Here is a 23,228-nt window from a genome sequence, read left to right as displayed (position 1 = left end):
AAGGTGTGAAGGGATTTGTTGAAAGGGCTATAAGGGAAAGGATAAAGGAGCTGTATTCCATAGAGATAAACTCTTTTAGCCTTGAGCCACCAAGGGAAGAAAGCTATGGAGACTATGCCACCAACGTAGCCTTTTTGCTCTCCAAGTCTCTTAGGAAAAACCCCCAGGAGATTGCTCAAGAGCTGGCGAGCAAGCTCTCAAACCACCTAATGACTGCAGAGGCGGTCAAGGGCTTTGTAAACATAAGGCTCAGCGAGGAGTTTGTGAGGGGAGAGTTCAAAGGGCTTCTCACAAAGGGGCAGGACTACTTCTTTGAGCCTGTGGAAAAGCCTATGTATATTCAAGTGGAGTTTGTAAGTGCCAACCCTACTGGTCCTTTACATGTGGGACATGGAAGAGGTGCGGTAGTAGGCGATGTGCTCTCAAAACTTCTCCAAAGGCTCGGACACAAGGTCCTAAGGGAGTATTACATAAACGATGCGGGCAATCAGGTCTACATGCTTGGGCTTTCGGTCTTGCATAGATACTACGAGCTTTTTGGAAAGGAAGACCCAGAGCTAAGAGAGGTCTTTGAAAGGGAAGGCTATAAGGGCAAATACATAAAAAGGCTTGCCAAAGACCTAAAGGCTTTTTACGGAGAGGAACTTTTAGACCTTGAAAGGGAAAGGGCTATAGACCTTTGTAAAGAGTATGCTCACAAGAGACTTCTTGAGGATATTAAAGAGACCCTTGAGCTTTTGTCTGTGTCCTTTGATAGTTGGTTTAGCGAGAGAAGCCTTTATGAGAGAGGTCTTGTGGAAGAGGTTATGCAAAAGTTAAGGGAGAGGAACTACATATACGAAAAGGATGGTGCCTTGTGGTTCAAAAGCTCAGATTTTGGAGATGACAAGGATAGGGTAGTTAGAAAGTCCGATGGCTCTTGGACCTACTTTGCCTCGGACATAGCCTATCATTACCAAAAGTTCCAAAGAGGCTTTGACAAGGTTATAAACCTTTGGGGTGCGGACCATCACGGATACGAAAGAAGGCTTATAGGTGCTCTAAAAGCTCTTAATGTTCCAGAGGATTGGTTAAAGGTGGAGTTTGTCCAGATGGTAAGGCTCATAAGCGGTGGTCAAGAGGTGCGTATGTCCAAAAGGACTGGCGAGTTTATTACCCTGCAGGAGCTAATAGAAGAGGTGGGAAAGGATGCGGTAAGGTTTGTTTTTCTCACAAGGGACAGCGATACGCCTTTGGACTTTGATATAGACCTTGTAAAGAAGAACACCACAGAAAACCCCGTCTTTTATGTGCAGTATGCTTATGCAAGGATAAGAGGAGTCTTTAGAGAGGTCAAGGAAAGGTATTGCATAGACCCAGATAAGGAAGACTTAAGAGAATACCTGCATGGGCTTTCTGAGGAAGACCTTAGACTGACTAAGAAGTGTCTATACCTAAAAGATACCTTTGAGGCGGTAGCCAAGGCACTGTCTCCTCACCTTATAACCTATTCGCTCCTTGAGCTTGCAAAGGATTTCCATTACTACTACAACCACCACAGGGTAATGGTGGAGGACAGAAAACTCATGCTCTTGAGACTTGCCCTCTTTAGGGGTGTGGAGATAACTCTAAGGACTGCTTTTGAATTGCTGGGAATAGAAGCTCCTGAGAGGATGTAGAGTATCCCTTAGCATGGACAGATATCTCTTTTAAGGACATTAGTCCACAGTTTCTAATACCACAAGTTTAGGGATTGACTGAAAGTATTTATTGTTTTTCAATCAATCCCTGTGCCTTACTCCAGAGGCATTTATGCCGCTTATCAGACAGGTTTTGAGGGCCGTTTCAAAATTTGTATAAACTCTATCATAACGCAAGTTGCAAGTTATAGGGTGATTAATAACCTTGAGCCACCATAAGAAATGCAAGGAGAAAATTGTTTGATGATATAATCCTTCTGAGTCTTCAAAAGATATAACTCTCAAAGACATCTTCGAGGAAGTCCCACACAGGCTTAGCAAAATCCTCTCTCCAGCCCCTATCAAAGAGCTATTGCCAACATCTCTGCCATCCACTGAGCTAAGAGTGGACTTCTTGGCAAAACTTGAAGATGAAAGCATCCTACATATGGAGTTCCAATCCTTTAACGATGCAAACATGCCTTGGAGAATGCTCCGCTACTATACCGCCATAGCAGAAAAATACAAAACATACAACATAAAACAGCTTGTGGTGTATGTAGGAAATAAAAAGCTCAGAATGAAGACCTCTCTCAAGATTAAGAACTTAGTCTTTAGGTATGAAATACTTGACATAAGGCAGATAGACTGCAGAGTGCTATTGGAAAGCCCAGACCCTATGGATAGGCTATTGGCTTGTTTGTGTAAGGTAGAGGATGAGGTATATCTCATAGAAAAGCTCATAAAGACGATGGAAAGCATGAACGAAGAAGAGAGAAAAGACTACCTTTTGAAAGCCTTGACGCTAACAGAACTGAGACCTAACTTAAGGATAAGGCTCACAGAGGAGGTCAAGCACATGCCTATAGTGGTTAGACCTGAGGATATAAAACTGCCAAAGAGGAAGTTGAAAAAGGACATTCTGTATAGACTTGGACTTGAGGAAGGTAAACAGATTGGACATGAGGAAGGGTTCATAAAAGCATTGCAAGATACAGTGTTGACTCTTATAAGGGGCAAGATTGGAAGAGTTCCTGAAGGTGTAGAAGTAAAGGTGAAGGGCATAAGGAACAGGGAATATTTAAATGCTTTGATAGAGAAGTTAATAAACTCTGGAGATGTTTTGGAGCTTTTGAGGGAAGAGAGACTTTTGAGTTGAGTTGTAATTGATAGAAAAGCACCATAGACAGCTTATTTAGGAAAGTATGCTTATGAGAGGTATCTAACTTTATAATAACTTGCAACTTGGGTTATCATACCTCATAACCTACCCTCAAAAAGAATTATCAGCTGAGCATATATCCTCTCCCAATCCCTCAAAGGCTTCTTCCATTTCTCCTCTAAGTCCATAGCTACCCCATAACAAACCTTCAGTAAAGCCTCATCCATCGGAAATATCCTCTTGCCATATATCACCTTCCTTATCTTGCTGTTTATACTCTCCACAAAGTTTGTAGTCGCCAACATCCTCCTTATCTCATAAGGATACTTGTAAAAGGTCAATATTTCCTCAAGGTCTCTTTCCCAGTCCTTCACTACCTGCGGATACTCTGCTTGATATTCCCTCTTAAGCCTCTCAAAGTTCTCCTTCGCTTACGGTTGCGTGGAGGACATGTATATTGACCTCAATGCACTGGCTACTCTCTTCCTGTCTTTGTATTTGACCTTCTTTAGGCTGTTCCTTCGTAGCCAAGGAATTCGTACAATTCTGCCTGTAGGATTTTGCCGATGGTTTGAGCCATCAGGTCTTTGAGTGGCTCGTTGAACTCCTTACGTATTGTTTTACTTTTTCTTTGCTTGGCTGTTTAATGTTAAGAGCTCCTTACTTTATTTTTACACAGTGGATGAGATGCTCCCACCTTAAGCAGATACGAATGCCAGCAAGAACCTGCTTAGCCGTGTTAAGTCCCGCTGGTATTTACACTGCATGAGGGAAGCTCTTATAGAGTATTTGGAGGAGTACAGCAAAAACCCGTTTGATGAGCAGTATAAGTGTCTTTGGAGTAAGGCTAATTTTGTAGATTGAAAGGGAAAAATACTTCTCAGTAAGTCCCTAAATCTTAGGTATGGATAAATGTCCATAGTAGAGCTATCTGTCCATGCTAAGGGATACTCCTACGTGCCTTGGTGAAGTAAAGGAGAGGATATATCTATTAGAATTTACTAAGCTCATGGAAAAAGATTGGAAGATATTTGGGGAGAGTTTTTTGTCGTGAGTAATCTAACGCTGAGGCTTGAGAAAGAAGATTGGGACAGGGTAAGGGCTCTTTTGGAAGAGTTGGGTTTTAAGGGTTTGCCAAGGGATTGTGTGGTTTGGTATTTGACTGATGGTTCTAACCATGCAACGCTCTATTCCTCTGGCACGCTTCTTATTCAGGGTAAAAGGGCTAAAGAAGTAAAGGATTTGATACTTTCTTCTCTTGGCACTCCAGAAGAGGTGCTTATAGGGTGCGATGAGTCGGGGAAGGGGGATGTGTTTGGTCCTCTTGTGCTGTGCTGTGCGGTCATAAAGCCAGAGTACTACAGGAGGGTCTTGAGCCTTAATATGAAAGACTGCAAAAGGTTAAGTGATGAGGCGGTTCTCAAAAAGGCGTCCGACTTTAGGTCTTTTGGAGAGTATAAATGCAGGCTTGTAGAGCCTAAAGAGTTAAATGAGCTCTATGAAAGGAAGAAAAACCTCAACAGAATCCTCGATGAACTGTATGTGGGTCTTTTGGAAGAATTTCTCAAAAGGTATCCTGAGGGTAGGTTTTCTGTGGATGCTTATTCAAGCAAAAGTCCCTTTGACGGTAGAGTTTCTTTTATACACAAGGGGGAAGAAGACCTTGCGGTGGCAACTGCCAGCGTCCTTGCAAGGGCGGGGTTTCTAAGGTGGTTAGAAAACAGGGGCCTTCCAAAGGGCTCCTCTAAGGAGGCTATGGCTCTTGCACGCAGAATATACAGGGAAGACAAAGAAAGGGCTAAGGAGAGCCTAAAACTTTTCTTTTTATAAACTTGCTAAGGGACATTATTAGAAAGATTATTGCCATGCTTCCTACCACTGCACCACTGGGAGGAAGGTCAAAAAGCAGAGAGAAGGCTATGCCAGAGGAAAGAGAGAGAAAGGAAAAGGAGACAGAAAGAACTATACTTTGCAGAAAGGAGGAGGAAACCAAGAGCGAAGTCATAGCTGGTATGGATATAAAGCTGGCGGAAAGCACAAGTCCCACAGCCTTTATGGATAGGGCTACGTTGGCAGAGGCGAGGGCAATAAGGGAGTAATTGAGAAAACTAACTCTTATGCTTCTTAGTTTTGCAAGCTCTTCGTTAAAGCTAAGAAGTAGGAGCTTTCGGTAGTTTACGAGAATAAACAGAGAGGTTAGGAGAAAGATTAGCACGGACAAGAGAAGGTCTACCTCAGAGGCGGTGAGTATGCTACCAAAGAGGTATGAAAATACGTTAGTGCCAAGGTTGTCCGTAATGCCGAGGATCACTATTGCCATGGCAACACCCAGGGAGAAAAAGAGGGCAAGCACCGTGTCCGCAGGTAGGGACTTTTTATCCACAAGGAACTGGATAAGAAGACCAAGAATAACTGTGTAGAGCACTGTAAAGGTCATGGGCTCAAGGTCAAGGACTATGGCAAGGGCTATACCACCAAAGGCGGCATGAGAGAGACCAGCACCAAGCATGGAAAGCCTTTTAATGAGAAGGAATACACCCACCATGGAGGTGGAAAGGGCTATAAAAAGGGCGGAAAGAAAGCCTTTCCAAAAGAGGCTGTAAGATAAGAGGTCCATTCCTAAATTTTAACCTATGGAGAAAAACAAGGAACTATCACGCATTTTTGAAAGAATGGCGGACATGCTTGAGTTTCTTGGAGACAATCCTTATCGCATAAACACTTACAGAAGGGTGTCCGAAGTGCTTTCTGAACTTGGAGAAGACGTGGAAGAGCTGGTAAAGACTGGGAAAATCTCTAAGATACATGGCATAGGACAGTCAAGCATGGAGAAGATACTGGAATATTTACGCACTGGGAGAATAAGTGCCTACGAGGAGTTAAGGCAGAAGGTCCCAGAGGACTTGCTTGAGCTTTTGGAAGTCCCGGGTGTGGGTATAAAGACGCTGAGGCTTGCTTACGATAGGCTAAAGGTAAGGAGTAAGGAGGACTTTATAAGGGCGGTCAAAAGTGGTCAGCTTGCCTTTCTGCCGGGCATGGGAGAGAAAAAAGTTCAAAACATCCTCAGAGGGCTTGAGCTTTGGGAAAAGAGCAAGGAGAGGATGACGCTTCTGCAGGCTTATGAGCTTGGAGAGGCTCTTCTAAAGCACTTTGAAACGATAAGGGAGCTCCATGAAAACATTGAGCTTGCGGGAAGCTTAAGGAGAAGAAAAGAGACGGTTGGAGACATAGACCTGCTTGTGTCTGCAAAGAGGGAAAACTGGTCAAAGATACACCAGCACTTTGTTTCCTATGGCGGGGTAAAGGAGGTGCTTCTTCATGGTGAGACCAAATCCAGCCTTGTGCTTGAGGAGGGAAGACAGGTAGACCTAAGAACGGTAGAGCCTTATCAATGGGGCTCAGCACTCCAATACTTTACGGGCTCAAAGGAGCACAACATAAGAATAAGGGATATAGCCAAGGCTAAGGGGCTCAAGATAAGCGAGTATGGGGTTTTTCGTGCGGACACGGAGGAGTGGATAGGGGGTGGCACAGAAGAAGAGGTTTATAACCTCATAGGTATGCAGTGGATTCCGCCAGAGCTAAGAGAGAACACGGGGGAGATAGAACTTGCCCTTGAGGGCAGACTTCCAAGGCTCATAGACATAAGGGATATAAGAGGGGACTTTCATATGCACTCTAACTGGAGCGACGGACTGCACACTCTTGAGGAGATGGCACAAGCCTGCTACCAGCTTGGTTATGAGTATATGGTAATAGGAGACCACTCTCAGTCCTCGCGCGTAGCCAATGGTCTTGACCCAGCACGCTACAGGGAACAGTTTAAGCTAATTGAAAGACTAAACCAATACTACAACCCAAGAGGCTTTTATATACTTAGAGGTTGTGAGATGGACATACTGCCTGATGGGTCTTTGGACTTGCCTGATGGACTTTTGGAGGAGTTTGACTTTGTGGTTGCCTCTATTCACTCAAGGTTTAACCAAGACAATACCTACAGGATACTCAAGGCTATGGAAAATCCTTTTGTAAACCTAATAGGGCATCCAACGGGCAAAGCCTATGGAACGAGGGAAGGCTATCCTCTTGATATGGAAAAGGTCATAAAAACCGCAAAGGAAACGGGCACTGCCTTAGAGCTAAACACTCACAGGGCAGACCTTTCACCGGAGAATATAAGAAGGTGTATGCAAGAGGGTGTGTTTATAGCCATAGTGAGCGATGCACACTCCGTAAAGCATCTGCACTATATACGCTTAGGAGTTGGTCTTGCAAGAAGGGGATGGGCTGTTCCTGAGCTCCTTTTGAACGCAAAAGACCTGCAGGGCATTAGAGACTTTGTAAGGCGTAAAAGGGAGCTTATGCTAAGTGGAAAATATTGATAGCTAAAACACATCAAAGGTTTTATAATTATAAATATGGCTCAGTTTTTTAGTATTGATGATCTTCAGGCAATTATAAGGTATAAGATAGGTGAGTTGAAAAGATTGAAAAGGGACCTCTCTCTTGAAGAGCGTATTCCCAGTGTGGATAACTTTTCCCTTATGGTGCTATACAGTAAGCATCTCTCAGAACAGCACCTTGAGAACATATCTAAATCCATGCGTGAGTCGGACATAATAGCTCAGACTGGTTCTCACTTAATCTGTTTACTGCCTGGTACAGATAAGGAAGGTGCTATTCATTTGGCGGAGGGTATTAAGGATTTTCTTGGTGAAGAAGGCTACTACACTGTAGTGACCTATCCTGAGGATGGTGAAAGCTACGAGGATTTGATAGCTTCGCTTAAGCTATATTCCGAACAAAAGGGTATCCCTATACCAATAATCTAAGTGGAGGAAAATATGCAATTAGACTTACTCATAGACAGAGTTGCCATAAAAGTCCTGAGGGTTATAGGCGAAAAGATTCTTGAGGGCAAAAGGCTTTCTGTAGAAGACGCCATAAGGCTCTTTTATGAGGCAGACCTTAGCTATGTGGGTGCGTTGGCGGAGTGGGTAAACCGTAAAAAGAACGGACACTTTGCCTACTTTGTGGTCAACAGACAGATAAACCCTACCAACATATGCATATATCAATGTAATTTCTGCAGTTTTGGGGTGGTAAAGTCTGACCCAAGGGCATATGAGATGAGCCTTGAAGAGGTCCTAAGGAAGGTGGAAGAGACCTACAAAATGGGTGGAAGGGAGGTGCATATTGTAGGTGGCATACCACCGCATTGGAAGGTGGAGCACTATGTAAACCTTGTGAAGGAAATAAAGAGGGCTTTTCCCGATATGGTGGTAAAGGCGTGGACCGCCATAGAGATACACCATATGAGTAAGATATCAGGAAGGAGCTACGAGGATATCCTGCTTGAGCTAAAGTCTGTGGGGTTGGATGCCATACCCGGGGGCGGTGCGGAGATATTCTCCGAGAGGGTAAGAAAGATAATAGCACCCTACAAGGCTAATGCGGAAGAGTATCTGCAGGTGCATAGAACCGCTCATAAGCTGGGAATTCCCACCAATGCAACCATGCTGTATGGACACTTAGAGACCTACGAGGAAAGGGTAGAACACATGGAAAGGCTCAGAAGTCTGCAAGATGAAACGGGAGGCTTTCAGGTCTTTATACCTCTTGCCTACTGGCCAGAGGGGACAAGGATAGGAGGGAAAAGAACTTCCTCTGTGGATGATTTGAAAACCATAGCCATATCACGGCTCTTTTTGGATAACTTTGACCATATAAAGGCATACTGGGTCACCCTTGGTGAGAGGGTAGCACAGGTGGCTCTAAATATGGGTGCGGATGACCTTGACGGGACCATCCAAGAGGAAAAAATAGTCCATTCTGCGGGAACGACCTCTGCGGTGGGACATACAAAGGAAAGGCTCATAAAACTCATAAGGTCCGCAGGCAAGATACCAGTGGAAAGGGACACCTTTTATAACCCAGTAGCCATCTATCCTTGACCACTTTGTAGGAGTTTTTTTAGGCTTTTGGATATCTCCCTCATAACAGGCTCAATCTTGTCCTTTATCTCCATAAGCCTCTCATATAGCTCCTGTGGGCTCACTTCCCACGTGCTTATGAGCTTGTTTTTTAGGTTCGTCATCTTGAAAACATCCATGTAATACTCTTGAGGAATAACGCCAGCTTCCACCAACTTTGAAAGACAGTCATCTCCAAACTTTCTCACTCCAAACTTGGGAGCAAGGTGCTTGCATATATCAAAGAGGCTATCGTAAGCCACCTGATAGAAGTATTTGACCCTATCGTAATACATGGGCGTCTTTGAAAATTCCTCAAAGCCTTGAGAAAGCACAAAGTCTATCTTTTTCACAGACTCCTTTATGTATTTTGCCTTTTCGTTTAGAAGGTCAAAGTCTATAAGAAGGGGGTTGTTGGTCTCCCTTTTGACAAACTCCACTACCGCTTTGGCGTATTCCTTAAAAAGGGGCAAAAACTTAACAAGGGAGCGGTAGAGTTCTTCTGACTGCAGGGTTTCCCTTAGGTCTCTGTGCTTTATGTAAAACTGGGTAAGCTCTCCCAAGGCTTGTGCCTGAGAGAGACCAACAAGCTCACCTATTTTCTGAAGACAGTCCTTTGAAGTGGTCTTTATGTCATAGACCGCAGAAAGATGCCTGCAGACTCTCATAGCACTTTCAAAAGCCAGATTGAAGTCTACCCTCACCTTGTCTTGGAGCAGTTTATTGGAGACAAACTCCTCTTCAGGAAGGGATAGGTTCTTCTTTAGGTCTGCATAGGCTTTCTCAAGTTGAGTAAAGCTCTCCAATATTAGGCTTATCTTGGGCTTTTTCTTAGTTTCTTGCATGGTATAAATTTATGCTCCAAGGAGCTCTTCTCTTGTGATGTATTGCTGTAGACGCTCTATGGACTTTGCTCTGCCAGTGCTTTCTTCCACTTCTACGAGCAAGGCATTTACCACAAGGTCTTCCTTTTCCTCTACCTCATACTTTTGGGGAATACCCTTTGTAAACCTATCTATAGCTTGCTGGGGTTTCATGCCTATTGCGGAATACCAACATCCTGTCATACCCACATCGGAAGTATAGGCTGTTCCCTTTTTAAGTATTATCTGGTCTGCGGTAGGCACGTGGGTATGCGTGCCATAAACAAGACTTGCCCTACCATCCACATATATGCCAAAAGCCCACTTTTCTGAGGTGGTCTCCGCATGAAAGTCCACGACCACTATGGGAGTTTCCTTGCTTACCTCTTGGTAAAGCCTGTCAAAGACCAAGAAGGGGTTTTCAAGGTTTGAGTCTAAGAGAGACCTACCCATGAGGTTTATAACTGCAAACCTTATGCCCTTTTTCTCAAAGATACCATAGCCTCTGCCGGGAACACCATCGGGATAGTTGGCTGGTCGCAGGAGGTTGGGAGAGGTGTCTATAAATTGGTAAACTTCCTTTTTGTCCCATATGTGGTTTCCAGAGGTCATAATATCCACGCCCATGCCTTGTAGCTCTTCGTAGACTTTTTTTGTTATACCAAAGCCACCTGCGGAGTTTTCCACATTAACGAGCACCACGTCCACCAAATCCCTGTAGCCTGCGAGAAAATACCTAAGTGCCCTTCTTCCAGGCTTTCCTATTATGTCTCCAAATATTAGAAATCTCATGGCTCCTTGGTGCGGGTGGAGGGAGTTGAACCCTCACGGGCATAAGCCCACTGGATCCTGAGTCCAGCGCGTCTGCCAATTCCGCCACACCCGCTGAATATTAGATTATAATTCACTCCCTGCTTGCCTTTAGCCTGAACTTATAACCCTTTATGTTTAAAGTTAACTCCTTTGCATCCTCTGGTATTTTCTGAAAGTATACAAAACCGCTTAAAGTAGCACCGGGTTGAAGCTCTCCAAACACAAGGGCTTTGTTTACCAAGTCTGGGTATACGTCCCTTGAAGGAGGATAGGCATAGTAGGGAGACCACCAAAGACCAAAGGGATAACTCCAATATCCTACACTAAAGCTAAAGCCAACGCCGTAGTTTCTCCCTAAGACATTGGCTACATCACCGGGTGGTATGGGATTGTATTGTCTACCCTTGTCGTCCACAAGGAATATATCTTCTCTCCTTATAGATACGGGCTCTTTTCCTTTGTTTTCAAGGCTTATAAATATGGGTAAAACATACCTGTCAAGGTCAGAAGGTGAAAACCGCCAAGCCTTTGTGTCTATCTTTACTACAAGACCGTTGGAGAGCTCAGAGGCTCCTTCCACATTCCAAGTCTTTACCGCACAGCCATAGATAAAGAGGGTAAGGAATATAACAAGCCTTTTCATGCCTTATAATATAAGCCTTATGAAGTTTTATATAACCACACCCATATACTATGTAAACGACGTTCCTCACATAGGACACGCCTACACCACCATATCTGCGGATGTTTTGGCAAGGTATTACAGGAAAAGAGGTTATGAGGTCTTTTTCTTGACAGGCACTGACGAGCATGGTCTTAAGATACAAAAGTCCGCAGAGGAAAAGGGTATAAGCCCAAAGGAACTGGCAGACCAAAACTCCGAGAACTTCAAAAAGCTCTGGGAGTTTATGGGTATAAGCTATGACCGGTTTATAAGGACTACAGACCCAGACCACGTGGAGCTGGTAAAGGAAGTTTTCATAAAGAGCTATGAGAGGGGAGATATATACCTTGGAGAATACGAAGGCTGGTATTGTGTAGGCTGTGAGGAGTTCAAGTCAGAAGGAGAGCTCTTAGAAGGACATGTTTGTCCTATACACCTAAAGCCTTGCGACTACATAAAAGAGCCTTCTTACTTCTTTAGGCTTTCCAAGTATGAGAAGGTGCTCCTTGACCTGTATGAAAAGGCTCCAGACTTTATTATGCCAAGCTACAGGAAAAACGAGGTAATAGCTTTTGTAAAACAGGGACTAAAAGACCTTTCCATAACCAGACCAAGAAGCAGAGTAAGGTGGGGTATAGAAGTGCCCTTTGACCCAGAGCATACCATATATGTGTGGTTTGATGCCTTGTTTAACTACGTGTCTGCGGTAAGGGACAAACCACACCTTTGGCCCGCAGACCTACACCTTGTGGGAAAGGATATTCTAAGGTTTCATACAGTTTATTGGCCCGCTTTTCTCCTTTCAGTAGGACTGGAAATTCCAAAGAGGGTTTTTGCCCATGGCTGGTGGAAGGTGGAAGGTCAAAAGATGTCCAAGTCTTTGGGAAATGTGATAAGTCCTTACGATTTTGTAAAGGAGTGGGGGTTGGATGAGGCAAGGTATTTCCTTTTGAGGGATATGCCCTTTGGAGAGGACGGAGACATAAGGAGAGAAGCCATCCTAAACAGGCTAAACGGTGAGCTTGCCAACGAGATAGGAAACCTCTTTAGCAGAGTAATGGCTATGGACATAAAGTATCTTGGTGGGAGGGTTTCTGGTGGAAAGGATATGGAGTATGAGAACTTTGCAAGGCAGGTGATAGAGGAATACGAAGGGTGCATGCAAAGGGTAGACTTCTATAACTCCCTTGAGGCGGTGCTGAGGCTTTCTGGGTATTTAAACAAGTATGTGGACTCAAAAGCACCTTGGAGCTTGGCAAAGAGCGACGAAGTGGAGCTAAGAAGGGTCTTGTATACCCTTACTGATGGCATACACCTTTTGGCAAACCTACTTGAACCCTTTATGCCAAACAAAATGCAAGAAGCCTTGAACTTAATGAGCTGTGAGCCAACACAGGGTTTGCTAATGCCTTATATGAGGTCTGAGTATTTTGTAAAGGATAAGGCTGTTCTGTTTCCAAAGAGGGGATAGTCAAAAGGCTACATTAGACCTAATAAGGCTAATATATCCTGTTTCAACTCCACACGGTGGATTAGCAACGGAAAGGAGAAGGCTACTGCCTTCCCCCTCAATTGGTTCAGAAAACAAAGCCCACTTGCAGTCCTAATCTTTCCTCCTTGCCATTGGAAGCAGTGTATCTATCTATATGGTCATAAAAGCTCTTGTGTTCTCTTCTTTCATAGAAGACGCCTGCGGTGAGTAATTTCCACTTTATGCCTGCGGATACATTGTATCCTACCTTTTTACCCATATCCTTTTCTATTGAACCTTCCCCAGCATAACTTTTATCAAGCTTTACCTTATTTTTCAGGGGAAGCAAAACTTTGCCATCCAAATATAACATCTTGTATTCAAGCCTCATGCCTAAGCCAGTGTATAGATATTTGTAGTCGTCAGAGTATGAACCATCAGTATTCTCATCAAGGTAGTCTACATCCATTTTCCTGAAAGAATAGCCAATAGGGATATATCCTGCTATGGCTACTCCCTTTAGATTTCCTTCAAAGCGGTCATATTTGTATCCCACTCTGCCTTCTCCTTGAAGTTCCACATGCTTGTATTTAGATGAGGTATAGTCAGAAGGTTCCACTTTTACATTTCCATCGCCCACATAATAAGCGGATAGGTCGCCCTCCAGTCTTACATTACCAAAGGAGTGCCCAAGCCCTATCTTCAATCCATAGAAGGTCCCATCGTATTTGACTTTACCTTCCTCTCCATCGTCTTTTCTGTAGTTTGCCTTTTGCTGAAAACTGCCCACAACTGGAGTGATGCTAAAATCCAGTGCGTTGGCTGTGCCAACTGACAAGGTAAACAAAGCTCCTACTGCCAAAGCCTTTTTCATCTTGCACCTCCTTTTAAAGAGTTTTGTATACGTTTCACCCCCACGCGGTGGATTAGCAACAATACTAAATTATAACACGCGTTTCAACTCCACACGGTGGATTAGCAACCTCAACTCACCACATAAAGAATAATAAGACATATCAAGCCTTTTGTCAAGGGGGCACCCCTCTCAAGTGAAGGTGGTTTGCCAAAAGTGTCAGGTCCTGCAAGGTTGAGTATAGTATTGTCAAATTTAAACCCTTGAGAGACAAGGCTTTGAGACATATGTCATCAAAACATCAAAGCATCACTGCATCTTTATGCTAAAACATAAAAGCATAAAGGCATTAAAATATAACCTATGAGAGGCAAGCAGAAGAAAAGGCAAAAGTTTAAGAGAACCACTATATCTCTACCCTATGACCTCTGGGAGAGCCTGCGTATAGAAAGCATAAGGAAAAACACCTCAATGGGAGAGCTAATAGCCAAAAAGTTAAAGGAGTTGGAAAAACTCAAAGAAAAGACCACCATAATGGAAGTGGACGAGGAGGGACTTCTCAAACCTCTTGAGTGAATACTACCCCCTTAACTTCAAAGAGCAAAAACCCTATTCAACTGCCAAGATGTCAAGGGTCTGTAAGACCCTAAAACCTTCTAAGAAGATTATATCACAGATTAGCCTTTCTCACCCTCTGCAGAAGATTGTGGGCAAGTCTTGTGGGTTCTGGTATTCGGTAAAGGGATGTCCTAAGGACGAGGTCAATGGCGGTTCTTAGGCTTATTCTGTGTCCTACTGAGACATATACAGGTTCTGTGTTATCCTTTGTTCTCAAAATTGCTCCTATTACCTTTCCTCTGTAGGTTAGATAAGAATAGCTCCCTCTTTCTCTGTTTGGTTCTTTTCCATAACCAAAGAGGCGTGTTTTGGCAACGCCAACGCTTACTGTGGAAGTTTCTACTCCAAAGTGGGATGCTATACCACAGCCACGAGGGTGAGCTATACCCTGACCGTCTATGAAAAACACATCCGGCTTTAGCTCCGCCTCTTGGTAGAGCTTGAGCATTAGAGGAAGTTCTCTAAAGGCAAGAAAGGTGGGAATGTAGGGAAAGTCCACCACGCCTTGGACCACCTTTTGGTAAACTACCCTTAGGTCCGAAAGCCTTATCACTACAAGGGATGCCCAAGCACGGGTTGGGTTTTCCTTTATGCTTTCAAAGGTAAGGTCTATCCCTCCGATAAGCTCTATCTTTTCAAAGTCATCTCTTTGTATCACCCTTTTAGCACACTGGAGCTGTATTTCTTCAAGTTCTTTATGCATGCTTTAAAATTCTAACATGGGGGTATTTGAGGCTTTAAAAACCTTTCTTGTGGGACACAGGGGAGTGCCAGAGCTTGAGTTGGAAAACACCTTACAGTCTATAGAGAAAGCCATTGAGCTTGGTGCACATGTGGTAGAGGTAGACATACAAAGAACGAGGGATGGGGTTTTTGTGCTTAGCCATGATGATAACCTGCTTAGAGTTTTTGGTGTAGGCTTAAATATAAGGGACGCAAGCTGGGAAGAGGTGGCAAAGGTTCAAAAAAATGGTTATCGCCCTGCAAGGCTTGAGGAAGCCTTTGAGTTGGTAAAAGGTAAGGTAGGCTTGTTTTTAGAGATAAAGCATCCAGAAGATGCGGAAGGGGTTTACAAAAAGGTATTAGAATACAAGGCAGAGGAATGGACCGCCATAATAAGTTTTTACCCTCAGGCACTTGAGGTGCTAAGGGGGAAAATAACCACTGGTCTTGTCTATTCAAAGCCACCGGGTATGATACCAGAGGCTAAGAAATTAGGTTGTCTGTTTGCCCTTCCCAAGTATGGGCTTGCCACTCAAAAGGCGGTAGATTTTGCTCACAGACTAAAGCTAAAGGTGGTTGCTTGGACCGTAAACGACCCACAAAAGGCAAGGGAGCTTTTTGAAAGGGGTGTGGATGGCATAGCAACGGACAACGTAAAAAAGCTCAAGGATACAAGCCTTTCTACTTAAGAAGAACTATATTTTTATCCTATGCTGGTGGATGAGTTTGACGCGGCGGTTATAGGTGGGGGTCATGCAGGCATAGAGGCTGCACTGGCATCTGCACGCATGGGAGCAAAGACTGTCCTCTTTGTGCTAAATGCGGACACTATAGGTCAGATGTCCTGCAATCCCGCCATAGGTGGTATAGCAAAGGGAATAGTGGTTAGAGAGATAGACGCACTTGGTGGCGAGATGGGAAAGGCTATAGACCACACAGGCATACAGTTTAAGATGCTAAACACTCGCAAAGGCAAGGCGGTTTGGTCTCCGAGGGCTCAGGCGGACAAAAAGCTATACAGAGAATACATGAAGAGGGTTTGCGAAACCCAAGAAAATCTCCACATAAAGCAAGATGAGGTGGTGGACATCATTGTAGAAAATGACCGTGTGGTAGCGGTAAAGACCAAGCTGGGGCTTGAGTATAGGGTAAAGGCGGTGGTTGTGGCAACGGGAACTTTTCTAAAGGGTCTTATATACATAGGAGATAAAACCTTTCCTGCAGGTAGGGCATGGGAACCTCCTTCTACGGGTCTTACGGACTTTTACAAAAGACATGGCTTTCCACTTCTTAGATTTAAGACAGGCACTCCCGCAAGGCTTGACAAGAGAACCATAGACTTTTCTAACCTTGAACCTGCACCGGGAGATGACCCACCACCCAAGTTTTCCTTTTGGACAGAGCCAGTAGGAAGCTACTGGTTTGAAAAGGGCAAAAAGCAAGCTCTATGCTGGATAACCTACACCACACCCAAAACCCACGAAATAATCCGTAAAAACCTACACAGAACAGCACTATATGGAGGTCTTATAAAAGGTATAGGACCAAGATATTGTCCCTCCATAGAGGACAAGGTGGTAAAATTCTCCGACAAGGATAGGCACACGGTCTTTCTTGAGCCAGAGGGCTGGGATACAGTGGAGATATATCCCAACGGTCTTTCTACCTCTTTGCCAGAAGAGGTCCAATGGGAGATGTATAGGAGCATACCAGGGCTTGAAAAAGTAGAGCTTATAAGACCTGCCTATGCCATAGAATACGACGTAGTGCCACCCACAGAACTCTATCCTACCCTTGAAACCAAAAAGATAAAAGGTCTCTTCCATGCAGGAAACCTAAACGGAACTACTGGTTATGAAGAGGCAGCAGGGCAGGGTATCCTTGCGGGTATAAATGCAGCACTTAGAGCCTTTGGCAAAGAGCCCATATACCTAAGAAGGGATGAAAGTTATATTGGCATAATGGTGGATGACCTTGTAACGAAGGGCGTGCTTGAGCCTTATAGGCTTTTTACTTCAAGGTCTGAATACAGACTCCAACTCCGACAAGACAACGCCATTCTTAGGCTCTCTAAACTTGGCTACGAGCTTGGTCTCCTCACAGAGGAGCAATACAAAATGGTAAAGGAACTACAGAGAGAAATAGAGAGCTGGGTGGAGTTTTACAAGTCTCAAAGGGTTGCAGTGGCGGTTGGCTCTGACACAAGGAGCTACACACCATCACAACTTCTCACTGCGGAGTATACCATAGATGACCTAAAAGCTCTTGGTTTTGAAGTTCCAGAGCATCCCTACGTAAAGGAAGAGGTGGAGGTTCAGCTAAAGTATGAGCCTTATATAGAAAGGGAGCAGAAGCTAAACGAAAGGCTAAAGAAACTGGAGGGCATAGCACTTCCACAGGATATGGATTATGACAAGGTCCCAGGGCTCACCCACGAAGCAAGAGAAAAGCTCAAAAAATTCAGACCCATGACGGTGGGTCAAGCAAGCAGGATAGATGGCATAACTCCAGCCACAATAACCGCCCTCTTGGCATACCTTGGAAAGTTAGATTAGAGCATATCCCTTACCACTTTGCAAAGGCTTGGAAGCTCCGCCTTTACCACCTTCCAGAGAAGCTCATAGTCCACGCCAAAGTATGCGTGAGCCAGCCTGTCCCTCATGCCTTTTACCCTTTTCCATTCTATCTGTGGATACTTTTCCAAAAGCTCATTGGGCAGGTTCTTTACCGCCTCGCCTATAATCTCCAAAGCCCTCGTAAAGGATAGCCTAAGCTCTAAATTTTCCAAAAACTCTTCAAAGCTAAGGTTTTTTGACCTGCCTTCTAAATACTGGCACATTTCAAGTATGTCTCTAAGATAGTCCCTGTAGTCTCTTTTTGGCATCTCCTTTTGCCTTATTATATCCTTCCAGTTTTCCACCACAGGCACATAGCTTTTTAGAATCTTTTCTGCGGTATGAGGTCTAAACCTCAAAGAGCTTTTCATAATGAGGTCAACCCTCACTCCAAGCCTCTCAGAGAGAAACTCCTCAAGCTCCATAACCTCCCAAAGAGAAATATCCTTTTCAAAGTCCACAAGGAGGTCAAGGTCGCTGTCTTGTCCTTGCTCTCCTCTCAAGTATGAGCCAAAAACTCCAAGCTCTTTCACTCCATACCTCTCTCTCAAGTAGGGCAAGAGGCTCAAAAGCTCTTCCATGAAAAGCTCAAGGGTTGGTCTTTGGCTAAGTTTCTTCATCTAACATATCCTTTACCACATTACATAAGCTCGGAAGCTCTTCTTTTATCACCCTCCAGAGAAGTTCGTAGTCCACACCAAAGTATGCGTGAGCCAGCCTGTCCCTCATGCCCTTTACCCTTTTCCACTCTATCTGTGGATACTTTTCCAAAAGCTCATTTGGCAGGTTCTTTACCGCCTCGCCTATTACTTCCAAGGCACGCACCACCGCATGCCTAAGTAGGTCGCTTTCCAAAAAGTCTTCGTATTCTATGCCTTGCGTGTATTTTCTTAAAAACTCACACTCTTGCAGAATGTCTTTTATGTATTCCCTGTAGTCTCTTTTTGGCATCTCCTTTTGCCTTATTATATCCTTCCAGTTTTCCATCACGGGCACGTAGCTTTTTAGAATCTTTTCTGCGGTATGAGGTCTAAACCTCAAAGAGCTTTTCATAATGAGGTCAACCCTTACTCCAAGCCTCTCAGAGAGAAACTCCTCAAGCTCCATAACATCCCAAAGAGAAATATCCTTTTCAAAGTCCACAAGGAGGTCAAGGTCGCTGTCTTGTCTTTGCTCTCCTCTTAGGTATGAGCCAAAAACTCCAAGCTCTTTCACTCCATACCTCTCTCTCAAGTAGGGCAAGAGGCTTAAAAGCTCTTCCATGAAAAGCTCAAGAGTTGGTAGAGTTTTCTCCTTTGGCATAGGTTAAAATATACTCTATGCTGGGCTACTATGTGGTTTTTATCACTACACCAGTGGACAAGGCTCAAGAAATAGCCAATTACATAATAGAGAATAAGCTGGGTGCTTGCGTAAACGTGGTTCCAGAGGTTAGCTCCATATACTGGTGGAAGGGGAACATAGAAAGGGATAAGGAAAGCCTTCTTGTGGTAAAGACTTCCGCTCAAAAGTTTAAAGACTTGCTTGAGGGTGTAAAGTCTATTCATCCCTATACGGTTCCTGAGATAATTGCCTTGCCTATAGTTGCAGGCAATGAGGACTACCTTAAGTGGATAGATGACTCTCTTGCATGAGCTGTTTCATAGCCCAGTAGTCAGTAAGTTTCTATAATTTCCTCATGGTTTGCAAGCATCAACATGAGTTTTATACACCACATTACAGAGCCCAAAGACGGGTTTTGATAGTTTTCCTTATCACGCTTTTTACCATGTTCTTGGAGATATTGGCAGGATATATGTTTAACTCTGTTGCTCTCCTTGCGGATGGGATTCATATGTCTACACACGCCTTTGCCTTTGCCATAGCCTATATGGCTTACTTTTTTGCAAAAAGATGGGCAAGGGATGGTAGTTTTACCTTTGGCACTTGGAAGGTGGAGGTGCTTGGAGCATATACCAGTGCTATTTTGCTTTTCTTTGTTTCCTTTCTCATATTGGAAGAGAGCCTCTCAAAGTTTATAAGGGGTGGAGAAACCAAGTATGAGGAGGCACTGCTTGTGGCTTTTGTGGGGCTTGGGGTAAATATCCTTAGTGCCTACATACTTCATGGTGGACAGCACCACCACGAGCACGACCATCATGACCTAAACCTCAGGGGTGCTTATTTGCATGTGCTTGCGGATGCTCTTACCTCCGTGCTTGCCATAGGTGGTTTGCTGGCAGGAAAGTATCTTGGTTTGTGGTTTATGGACCCTCTAATGGGTTTGTTGGGCTTTGTGCTTATAATAAGGTGGTCTTTGTCTCTCATGAAGGAAACAGCACCTATACTCCTTGACAGGGAAGGCAAAAATCCTTTAGTGAAAGAGATAATAAATGCCCTTGAGGAGGGTGGTAAAAGCAAGGTCTATGACATACACCTTCTTAAGATTTATAGTGGCAAATACGCCTGCATAGTGGGGATTGAAACCTCTGAAAACTACGACCTTGAACATTACCATAGGATAATATCCCGCTTTGAAGAGATAGCCCACGCAACGGTAGAGCTGAAAAGCTGTGCAAAAGGTGAGTGAACAATTTTACAATTTTGTAAACAACTTTACATAACTTCTCAAAACTCGTCTCTCTAAAAGGTAGTAAAATTAACCCTTAGCCAGCTCCTTGTGGTTGGCATGTTTTTTGCAAAAATAACTCACAGGAGGTTAAAGCATGAAAAAGGTGGAAGCCATAATCAAGCCCTTTAAACTGGACGAGGTCAAGGATGCCCTTGTGGAGATAGGCATAGGCGGTATGACAGTTACAGAGGTTCGTGGCTTTGGTCAACAAAAGGGACACACGGAGATATACCGTGGCACAGAGTATGTGATTGACTTTCTACCCAAGGTAAAGATTGAAGTGGTGGTCAGAGACGAGGATGTGGAAAAGGTAATAGAAGCTATCATGAAAACCGCCCAAACAGGTAGGGTGGGAGATGGAAAGATATTCATAATACCCGTTGAGGATGTAGTGAGGATTAGGACGGGTGAAAGAGGAGAACAGGCAATTTAAAAACTTTATAAAGGAGGTTTAAACATGCCCAAGTATTCACCAGCTGAGGTGCTAAGCCTCATCGAGCAGGAAGGAGTCCAGTATGTGGACCTGAGGTTTTCTGACCTCTTTGGTCAGTGGCAACACCTTACTATCCCAGCCTATGAGCTGTCTTTGGATACCTTTGAGGAAGGTAGAGGCTTTGACGGCTCATCCATAAGGGGATGGCAGTCTATCAATGAGTCCGATATGATAGCTATCCCAGACCCTACTACCGCCTTTATTGACCCCTTTATGGAGCCAAAGACTTTGGTGATGATATGCGATATCTATGACCCTATAACAAGAGAGAGGTATGGTAGGGATACTCGCTATATTGCTCAAAAGGCGGAGCAATACCTAAAGCAGGTAGGTATAGGCGATACCGCTTACTATGGACCAGAGGCGGAGTTTTTCATCTTTGACTCTGTGGAGTTTGGAACCTCTGCCAACTACGCCTTTTGGAGAATAGACTCAGAGGAGGGCTGGTGGAACAGAGAGATAACCTCTTCTGGCTACAAAATACCACACAAGAGGGGATACTTCCCAGTGCCACCTTTGGATAAAACACACGAGCTAAGGAGCGAAATGGTCTCCCTTATGTCCCAGCTTGGCATAGTGGTAGAGCTTCACCACCACGAGGTTGCCACCGCAGGTCAAGGAGAGATAGACATTCGTTATGACTCTTTGGTAAATCAGGCGGACAAACTATTCCTTTACAAGTATATAGTGCGTATGGTTGCCCACAAGTATGGAAAGTTTGCCACCTTTATGCCGAAGGTTTTACCTAACGACAACGGCTCGGGTATGCATACCCACTTCTCTATATGGAAGGAGGGTCAAAACCTCTTTGCGGGTTCTGGATACGCAGGAGTGTCAGAAATCTGTCTGTATGCTATAGGAGGTGTTCTCAAGCATGGACCAGCACTTACCGCCTTCACCAATCCAACCATTAACTCCTACCATAGACTTGTGCCAGGCTTTGAAGCCCCAGTAAGGCTTGCCTATTCCGCAAGAAACAGGTCTGCCGCCATAAGGATACCAACTTATTCACCCTCTCCAAAAGCAAAGAGGATAGAAATTCGCTTCCCAGACCCCACTTGCAACCCTTACCTTGCCTTCTCTGCCATACTTATGGCAGCATTAGACGGTATAGAAAACCGCATACACCCTGGAGAGCCCTTTGACAAGGACATATACTCCCTGCCACCAGAGGAGCTAAAAGACATACCACAGCTACCAGGCTCATTGGAGGAGTCCCTCAAGGCTCTTGAAAATGACTACGAGTTTCTCTTAAAGGGTGGGGTGTTTACAGAGGAGCTTATAGAGCTCTGGATAAGCTCCAAGAAGAAGGAAATTGATGAGCTAAGGTTCATACCCCATCCTAAGGAGTTTGAGCTTTACTTTGATATCTAAGTAAAAAACCGCCCCGCCCCTTTTGGGTGGGGCAAAGGAGGAGATAAAATGCTTCGCCTGACAACTATTATACCACTGCTTTTGGTAAGTCTTTCCTTTGCAGAGGAGGACGCTCCAAAGTTAGACACTGGAGACACCGCGTGGCTTTTGGTGTCTTCTGCCCTTGTTATGCTCATGACCCTGCCGGGTCTTGCTCTCTTCTATGGAGGCATGGCGAAGAGAAAAGACACCTTAAACACCATAGCCATGTCCTTTGTAGCATACTGCCTTGCGTCCTTGGTCTGGTTCGCCTACGGCTATAGCCTCGCCTTTGGAGAAGACATCGGAGGCATCATAGGTAGTGCAAGCAAAATATTCTTAAGCGGAGTGGGTGTTGATAGTCTTCAGGACACCATTCCTGAGCTCCTTTTTGTTATGTTTCAGCTTACCTTTGCGGCAATTACCGTAGCCTTAGTAAGTGGTTCTTTGGTGGAAAGGCTTAAGTTCTCCGCTTGGGTGATATTTGTGGTTCTGTGGGTGAGCTTGGTTTATGTTCCAATAGCCCACTGGGTGTGGGGCGGAGGCTTTTTGGCAGAGGATGGTGCCCTTGACTTTGCAGGGGGAACGGTAGTCCACATAAATGCTGGCATTGCAGGTCTTGTGGGAGCCATAATCCTTGGCAGGAGAAGGGATGCGGTCTTACTGCCTAACAACCTACCTCTCGTGGTGCTTGGTGCAGGGCTTTTGTGGTTCGGATGGTTTGGCTTTAATGCGGGTTCTGCGGTAGGTGCCAATGGGCTTGCTGCGGTAGCCATGCTAAACACCAACATAGCAACAGCCACCGCTGCTTTAGCATGGATGTTTACCGAATGGCTTCATAGGAAAAAACCTACAGTTCTCGGACTTGCCTCCGGTGTGATAGCGGGACTTGTGTCTATTACTCCTGCTGCGGGCTTTGTAAATGTGTTTGGTGCCTTCATAATAGGCTTGACTGCAGGACCCATATGCTACTTCATGGTGGCTAAGGTAAAAGAGAAACTGGGTTATGACGATGCTCTTGATGTGTTTGGCATACACGGTGTAGCAGGCATAATAGGAGCTATCCTCACAGGCGTCTTTGCAGACCCATCCGTAAACGAAGCTGGCAAGGGTCTTCTTTATGGAAACCCCGGGCAGGTTATTACACAAATATGGTCTGTGATAGTGACGGTGGTATACAGTGGTGTTATGACCGCCATAATCCTCTTTGTTGCAAAGGCTCTAACTGGGCTAAGGGTTAAAGAGGAAGAGGAAATAACTGGACTTGACAGGTCCCAGCACGGAGAAAGTGCATACAACATCTCATAAGGAGGTATAGAC

Annotated in this window: 23 protein-coding genes, 1 tRNA gene and 1 pseudogene; 15 read left to right on the top strand and 10 right to left on the bottom strand. The window is 44.5% G+C overall.

The window, feature by feature from the left end; translation table 11 throughout:
• The first annotated feature begins 5 nt into the window (after nucleotides 1–5).
• Both argS and IAE16_RS07720 read left to right on the top strand, forming a co-directional pair.
• A complete protein-coding gene (gene argS, locus IAE16_RS07725) occupies nucleotides 6–1,658 on the top strand; it encodes an arginine--tRNA ligase (protein ID WP_323700227.1) in 1,653 nt (550 codons plus the stop codon).
• Between the two features lie 373 nt (nucleotides 1,659–2,031).
• Nucleotides 2,032–2,817, top strand: coding sequence for an RpnC/YadD family protein (locus tag IAE16_RS07720; protein ID WP_323700226.1), 786 nt, complete (start codon nucleotides 2,032–2,034; stop codon nucleotides 2,815–2,817).
• A 101-nt stretch (nucleotides 2,818–2,918) separates the two neighbouring features.
• Here IAE16_RS07720 and IAE16_RS07715 read toward each other — a convergent pair.
• Nucleotides 2,919–3,239, bottom strand: a pseudogene (locus IAE16_RS07715) (transposase); the annotation flags it as partial.
• A gap of 631 nt (nucleotides 3,240–3,870) precedes the next feature.
• Here IAE16_RS07715 and IAE16_RS07710 point away from each other — a divergent pair.
• Nucleotides 3,871–4,650 (top strand): ribonuclease H family protein, encoded by a 780-nt coding sequence (locus IAE16_RS07710; RefSeq protein WP_323700225.1) that lies wholly within the window; start codon nucleotides 3,871–3,873, stop codon nucleotides 4,648–4,650.
• Here the strand turns inward: IAE16_RS07710 and IAE16_RS07705 are convergent.
• The gene (locus tag IAE16_RS07705; protein WP_323700224.1) at nucleotides 4,619–5,437 is read right to left on the bottom strand and encodes a metal ABC transporter permease; all 819 of its coding nucleotides are present in this window, start codon (nucleotides 5,435–5,437) and stop codon (nucleotides 4,619–4,621) included. The two genes, IAE16_RS07710 and IAE16_RS07705, sit on opposite strands and share 32 nt — an antisense overlap.
• Nucleotides 5,438–5,453: 16 nt before the next feature.
• Between IAE16_RS07705 and polX the strand changes: the two genes are divergently transcribed.
• From polX to mqnE, 3 genes are read left to right on the top strand one after another with little or no spacing between them, the layout of a single operon-like run.
• On the top strand, nucleotides 5,454–7,202 hold the full coding sequence (gene polX, locus IAE16_RS07700; RefSeq protein ID WP_323700223.1) for a DNA polymerase/3'-5' exonuclease PolX: 1,749 nt from the start codon (nucleotides 5,454–5,456) through the stop codon (nucleotides 7,200–7,202).
• 36 nt (nucleotides 7,203–7,238) lie between these two features.
• Entirely contained in the window at nucleotides 7,239–7,652 is a 414-nt protein-coding gene (locus IAE16_RS07695) for a hypothetical protein (protein ID WP_323700222.1), read from the top strand.
• A 12-nt stretch (nucleotides 7,653–7,664) separates the two neighbouring features.
• Nucleotides 7,665–8,774: an aminofutalosine synthase MqnE gene (gene mqnE / locus IAE16_RS07690; RefSeq protein ID WP_323700221.1), complete on the top strand. Its 1,110-nt coding sequence runs from the start codon at nucleotides 7,665–7,667 to the stop codon at nucleotides 8,772–8,774.
• Here mqnE and IAE16_RS07685 read toward each other — a convergent pair.
• The 4 genes from IAE16_RS07685 to IAE16_RS07670 form a co-directional block, all read right to left on the bottom strand.
• Complete coding sequence (locus tag IAE16_RS07685; protein ID WP_323700220.1) at nucleotides 8,765–9,637, bottom strand: HepT-like ribonuclease domain-containing protein; 873 nt, start codon at nucleotides 9,635–9,637, stop codon at nucleotides 8,765–8,767. The two genes, mqnE and IAE16_RS07685, sit on opposite strands and share 10 nt — an antisense overlap.
• Nucleotides 9,638–9,646: 9 nt before the next feature.
• Complete coding sequence (locus IAE16_RS07680) at nucleotides 9,647–10,447, bottom strand: TIGR00282 family metallophosphoesterase (protein WP_323700219.1); 801 nt, start codon at nucleotides 10,445–10,447, stop codon at nucleotides 9,647–9,649.
• Nucleotides 10,448–10,454: 7 nt separating this feature from the next.
• Nucleotides 10,455–10,541 (bottom strand) — tRNA-Leu (locus IAE16_RS07675).
• Nucleotides 10,542–10,559: 18 nt separating this feature from the next.
• On the bottom strand, nucleotides 10,560–11,111 hold the full coding sequence (locus tag IAE16_RS07670; RefSeq protein ID WP_323700217.1) for a DUF4352 domain-containing protein: 552 nt from the start codon (nucleotides 11,109–11,111) through the stop codon (nucleotides 10,560–10,562).
• 19 nt (nucleotides 11,112–11,130) lie between these two features.
• Between IAE16_RS07670 and metG the strand changes: the two genes are divergently transcribed.
• The gene (metG, locus tag IAE16_RS07665; protein WP_438617130.1) at nucleotides 11,131–12,603 is read left to right on the top strand and encodes a methionine--tRNA ligase; all 1,473 of its coding nucleotides are present in this window, start codon (nucleotides 11,131–11,133) and stop codon (nucleotides 12,601–12,603) included.
• Between the two features lie 106 nt (nucleotides 12,604–12,709).
• Here the strand turns inward: metG and IAE16_RS07660 are convergent, their stop codons facing one another.
• Nucleotides 12,710–13,477 (bottom strand): hypothetical protein, encoded by a 768-nt coding sequence (locus IAE16_RS07660; protein ID WP_323700215.1) that lies wholly within the window; start codon nucleotides 13,475–13,477, stop codon nucleotides 12,710–12,712.
• A 342-nt stretch (nucleotides 13,478–13,819) separates the two neighbouring features.
• Between IAE16_RS07660 and IAE16_RS07655 the strand changes: the two genes are divergently transcribed.
• A complete protein-coding gene (locus IAE16_RS07655; protein ID WP_323700214.1) occupies nucleotides 13,820–14,032 on the top strand; it encodes a chromosome segregation protein SMC in 213 nt (70 codons plus the stop codon).
• A 94-nt stretch (nucleotides 14,033–14,126) separates the two neighbouring features.
• Here the strand turns inward: IAE16_RS07655 and IAE16_RS07650 are convergent, their stop codons facing one another.
• Nucleotides 14,127–14,777, bottom strand: a complete 651-nt coding sequence (locus tag IAE16_RS07650) for an endonuclease V (protein ID WP_323700213.1) — start codon at nucleotides 14,775–14,777, stop codon at nucleotides 14,127–14,129.
• A gap of 16 nt (nucleotides 14,778–14,793) precedes the next feature.
• Between IAE16_RS07650 and IAE16_RS07645 the strand changes: the two genes are divergently transcribed.
• Both IAE16_RS07645 and mnmG read left to right on the top strand, forming a co-directional pair.
• On the top strand, nucleotides 14,794–15,486 hold the full coding sequence (locus tag IAE16_RS07645; RefSeq protein ID WP_323700212.1) for a glycerophosphodiester phosphodiesterase: 693 nt from the start codon (nucleotides 14,794–14,796) through the stop codon (nucleotides 15,484–15,486).
• Nucleotides 15,487–15,507: 21 nt separating this feature from the next.
• A complete protein-coding gene (gene mnmG / locus IAE16_RS07640) occupies nucleotides 15,508–17,352 on the top strand; it encodes a tRNA uridine-5-carboxymethylaminomethyl(34) synthesis enzyme MnmG (RefSeq protein ID WP_323700211.1) in 1,845 nt (614 codons plus the stop codon).
• Here the strand turns inward: mnmG and IAE16_RS07635 are convergent.
• Complete coding sequence (locus IAE16_RS07635) at nucleotides 17,349–18,032, bottom strand: HepT-like ribonuclease domain-containing protein (protein ID WP_323700210.1); 684 nt, start codon at nucleotides 18,030–18,032, stop codon at nucleotides 17,349–17,351. The two genes, mnmG and IAE16_RS07635, sit on opposite strands and share 4 nt — an antisense overlap.
• Nucleotides 18,019–18,714, bottom strand: coding sequence for a HepT-like ribonuclease domain-containing protein (locus IAE16_RS07630; RefSeq protein ID WP_323700209.1), 696 nt, complete (start codon nucleotides 18,712–18,714; stop codon nucleotides 18,019–18,021). Before IAE16_RS07630 ends, IAE16_RS07635 begins: the two co-directional genes overlap by 14 nt.
• 17 nt (nucleotides 18,715–18,731) lie before the next feature.
• On the opposite strand from IAE16_RS07630, the gene cutA reads away from it, so the two are divergent.
• From cutA to IAE16_RS07605, 5 genes are all read left to right on the top strand, one after another.
• The gene (gene cutA / locus IAE16_RS07625; protein ID WP_323700208.1) at nucleotides 18,732–19,046 is read left to right on the top strand and encodes a divalent-cation tolerance protein CutA; all 315 of its coding nucleotides are present in this window, start codon (nucleotides 18,732–18,734) and stop codon (nucleotides 19,044–19,046) included.
• Between the two features lie 44 nt (nucleotides 19,047–19,090).
• A complete protein-coding gene (locus IAE16_RS07620) occupies nucleotides 19,091–19,981 on the top strand; it encodes a cation diffusion facilitator family transporter (RefSeq protein WP_323700207.1) in 891 nt (296 codons plus the stop codon).
• Nucleotides 19,982–20,117: 136 nt separating this feature from the next.
• The gene (gene glnB / locus IAE16_RS07615) at nucleotides 20,118–20,456 is read left to right on the top strand and encodes a nitrogen regulator P-II GlnB (protein WP_323700205.1); all 339 of its coding nucleotides are present in this window, start codon (nucleotides 20,118–20,120) and stop codon (nucleotides 20,454–20,456) included.
• Nucleotides 20,457–20,480: 24 nt separating this feature from the next.
• On the top strand, nucleotides 20,481–21,890 hold the full coding sequence (glnA, locus tag IAE16_RS07610) for a type I glutamate--ammonia ligase (RefSeq protein ID WP_323700204.1): 1,410 nt from the start codon (nucleotides 20,481–20,483) through the stop codon (nucleotides 21,888–21,890).
• Nucleotides 21,891–21,938: 48 nt separating this feature from the next.
• Nucleotides 21,939–23,216 (top strand): ammonium transporter, encoded by a 1,278-nt coding sequence (locus tag IAE16_RS07605; RefSeq protein ID WP_323700202.1) that lies wholly within the window; start codon nucleotides 21,939–21,941, stop codon nucleotides 23,214–23,216.
• The last annotated feature ends 12 nt before the right edge of the window (nucleotides 23,217–23,228 follow it).

Origin of the sequence: Hydrogenobacter sp. T-2 (genome assembly GCF_033971325.1) — a bacterium.
In the GTDB taxonomy this organism is placed as follows: domain Bacteria; phylum Aquificota; class Aquificia; order Aquificales; family Aquificaceae; genus Pampinifervens; species Pampinifervens diazotrophicum.
The sequence above is the reverse complement of the archived record's forward strand: the minus strand, read 5'-3'. Positions and strand labels throughout refer to the sequence as shown.

Bases quoted from the DNA above. Each gene is read 5' to 3' on its own strand.
- IAE16_RS07705 (WP_323700224.1), bottom strand. From the start codon at position 5,437: ATGGACCTCTTATCTTACAGCCTCTTTTGGAAAGGCTTTCTTTCCGCC.
- polX (WP_323700223.1), top strand. From the start codon at position 5,454: ATGGAGAAAAACAAGGAACTATCACGCATTTTTGAAAGAATGGCGGAC.
- IAE16_RS07695 (WP_323700222.1), top strand. From the start codon at position 7,239: ATGGCTCAGTTTTTTAGTATTGATGATCTTCAGGCAATTATAAGGTAT.
- mqnE (WP_323700221.1), top strand. From the start codon at position 7,665: ATGCAATTAGACTTACTCATAGACAGAGTTGCCATAAAAGTCCTGAGG.
- IAE16_RS07685 (WP_323700220.1), bottom strand. From the start codon at position 9,637: ATGCAAGAAACTAAGAAAAAGCCCAAGATAAGCCTAATATTGGAGAGC.
- IAE16_RS07680 (WP_323700219.1), bottom strand. From the start codon at position 10,447: ATGAGATTTCTAATATTTGGAGACATAATAGGAAAGCCTGGAAGAAGG.
- IAE16_RS07670 (WP_323700217.1), bottom strand. From the start codon at position 11,111: ATGAAAAGGCTTGTTATATTCCTTACCCTCTTTATCTATGGCTGTGCG.
- metG (WP_438617130.1), top strand. From the start codon at position 11,131: ATGAAGTTTTATATAACCACACCCATATACTATGTAAACGACGTTCCT.
- IAE16_RS07660 (WP_323700215.1), bottom strand. From the start codon at position 13,477: ATGAAAAAGGCTTTGGCAGTAGGAGCTTTGTTTACCTTGTCAGTTGGC.
- IAE16_RS07655 (WP_323700214.1), top strand. From the start codon at position 13,820: ATGAGAGGCAAGCAGAAGAAAAGGCAAAAGTTTAAGAGAACCACTATA.
- IAE16_RS07650 (WP_323700213.1), bottom strand. From the start codon at position 14,777: ATGCATAAAGAACTTGAAGAAATACAGCTCCAGTGTGCTAAAAGGGTG.
- IAE16_RS07645 (WP_323700212.1), top strand. From the start codon at position 14,794: ATGGGGGTATTTGAGGCTTTAAAAACCTTTCTTGTGGGACACAGGGGA.
- mnmG (WP_323700211.1), top strand. From the start codon at position 15,508: ATGCTGGTGGATGAGTTTGACGCGGCGGTTATAGGTGGGGGTCATGCA.
- IAE16_RS07635 (WP_323700210.1), bottom strand. From the start codon at position 18,032: ATGAAGAAACTTAGCCAAAGACCAACCCTTGAGCTTTTCATGGAAGAG.
- IAE16_RS07630 (WP_323700209.1), bottom strand. From the start codon at position 18,714: ATGCCAAAGGAGAAAACTCTACCAACTCTTGAGCTTTTCATGGAAGAG.
- cutA (WP_323700208.1), top strand. From the start codon at position 18,732: ATGCTGGGCTACTATGTGGTTTTTATCACTACACCAGTGGACAAGGCT.
- IAE16_RS07620 (WP_323700207.1), top strand. From the start codon at position 19,091: ATGGTTTGCAAGCATCAACATGAGTTTTATACACCACATTACAGAGCC.
- glnB (WP_323700205.1), top strand. From the start codon at position 20,118: ATGAAAAAGGTGGAAGCCATAATCAAGCCCTTTAAACTGGACGAGGTC.
- glnA (WP_323700204.1), top strand. From the start codon at position 20,481: ATGCCCAAGTATTCACCAGCTGAGGTGCTAAGCCTCATCGAGCAGGAA.
- IAE16_RS07605 (WP_323700202.1), top strand. From the start codon at position 21,939: ATGCTTCGCCTGACAACTATTATACCACTGCTTTTGGTAAGTCTTTCC.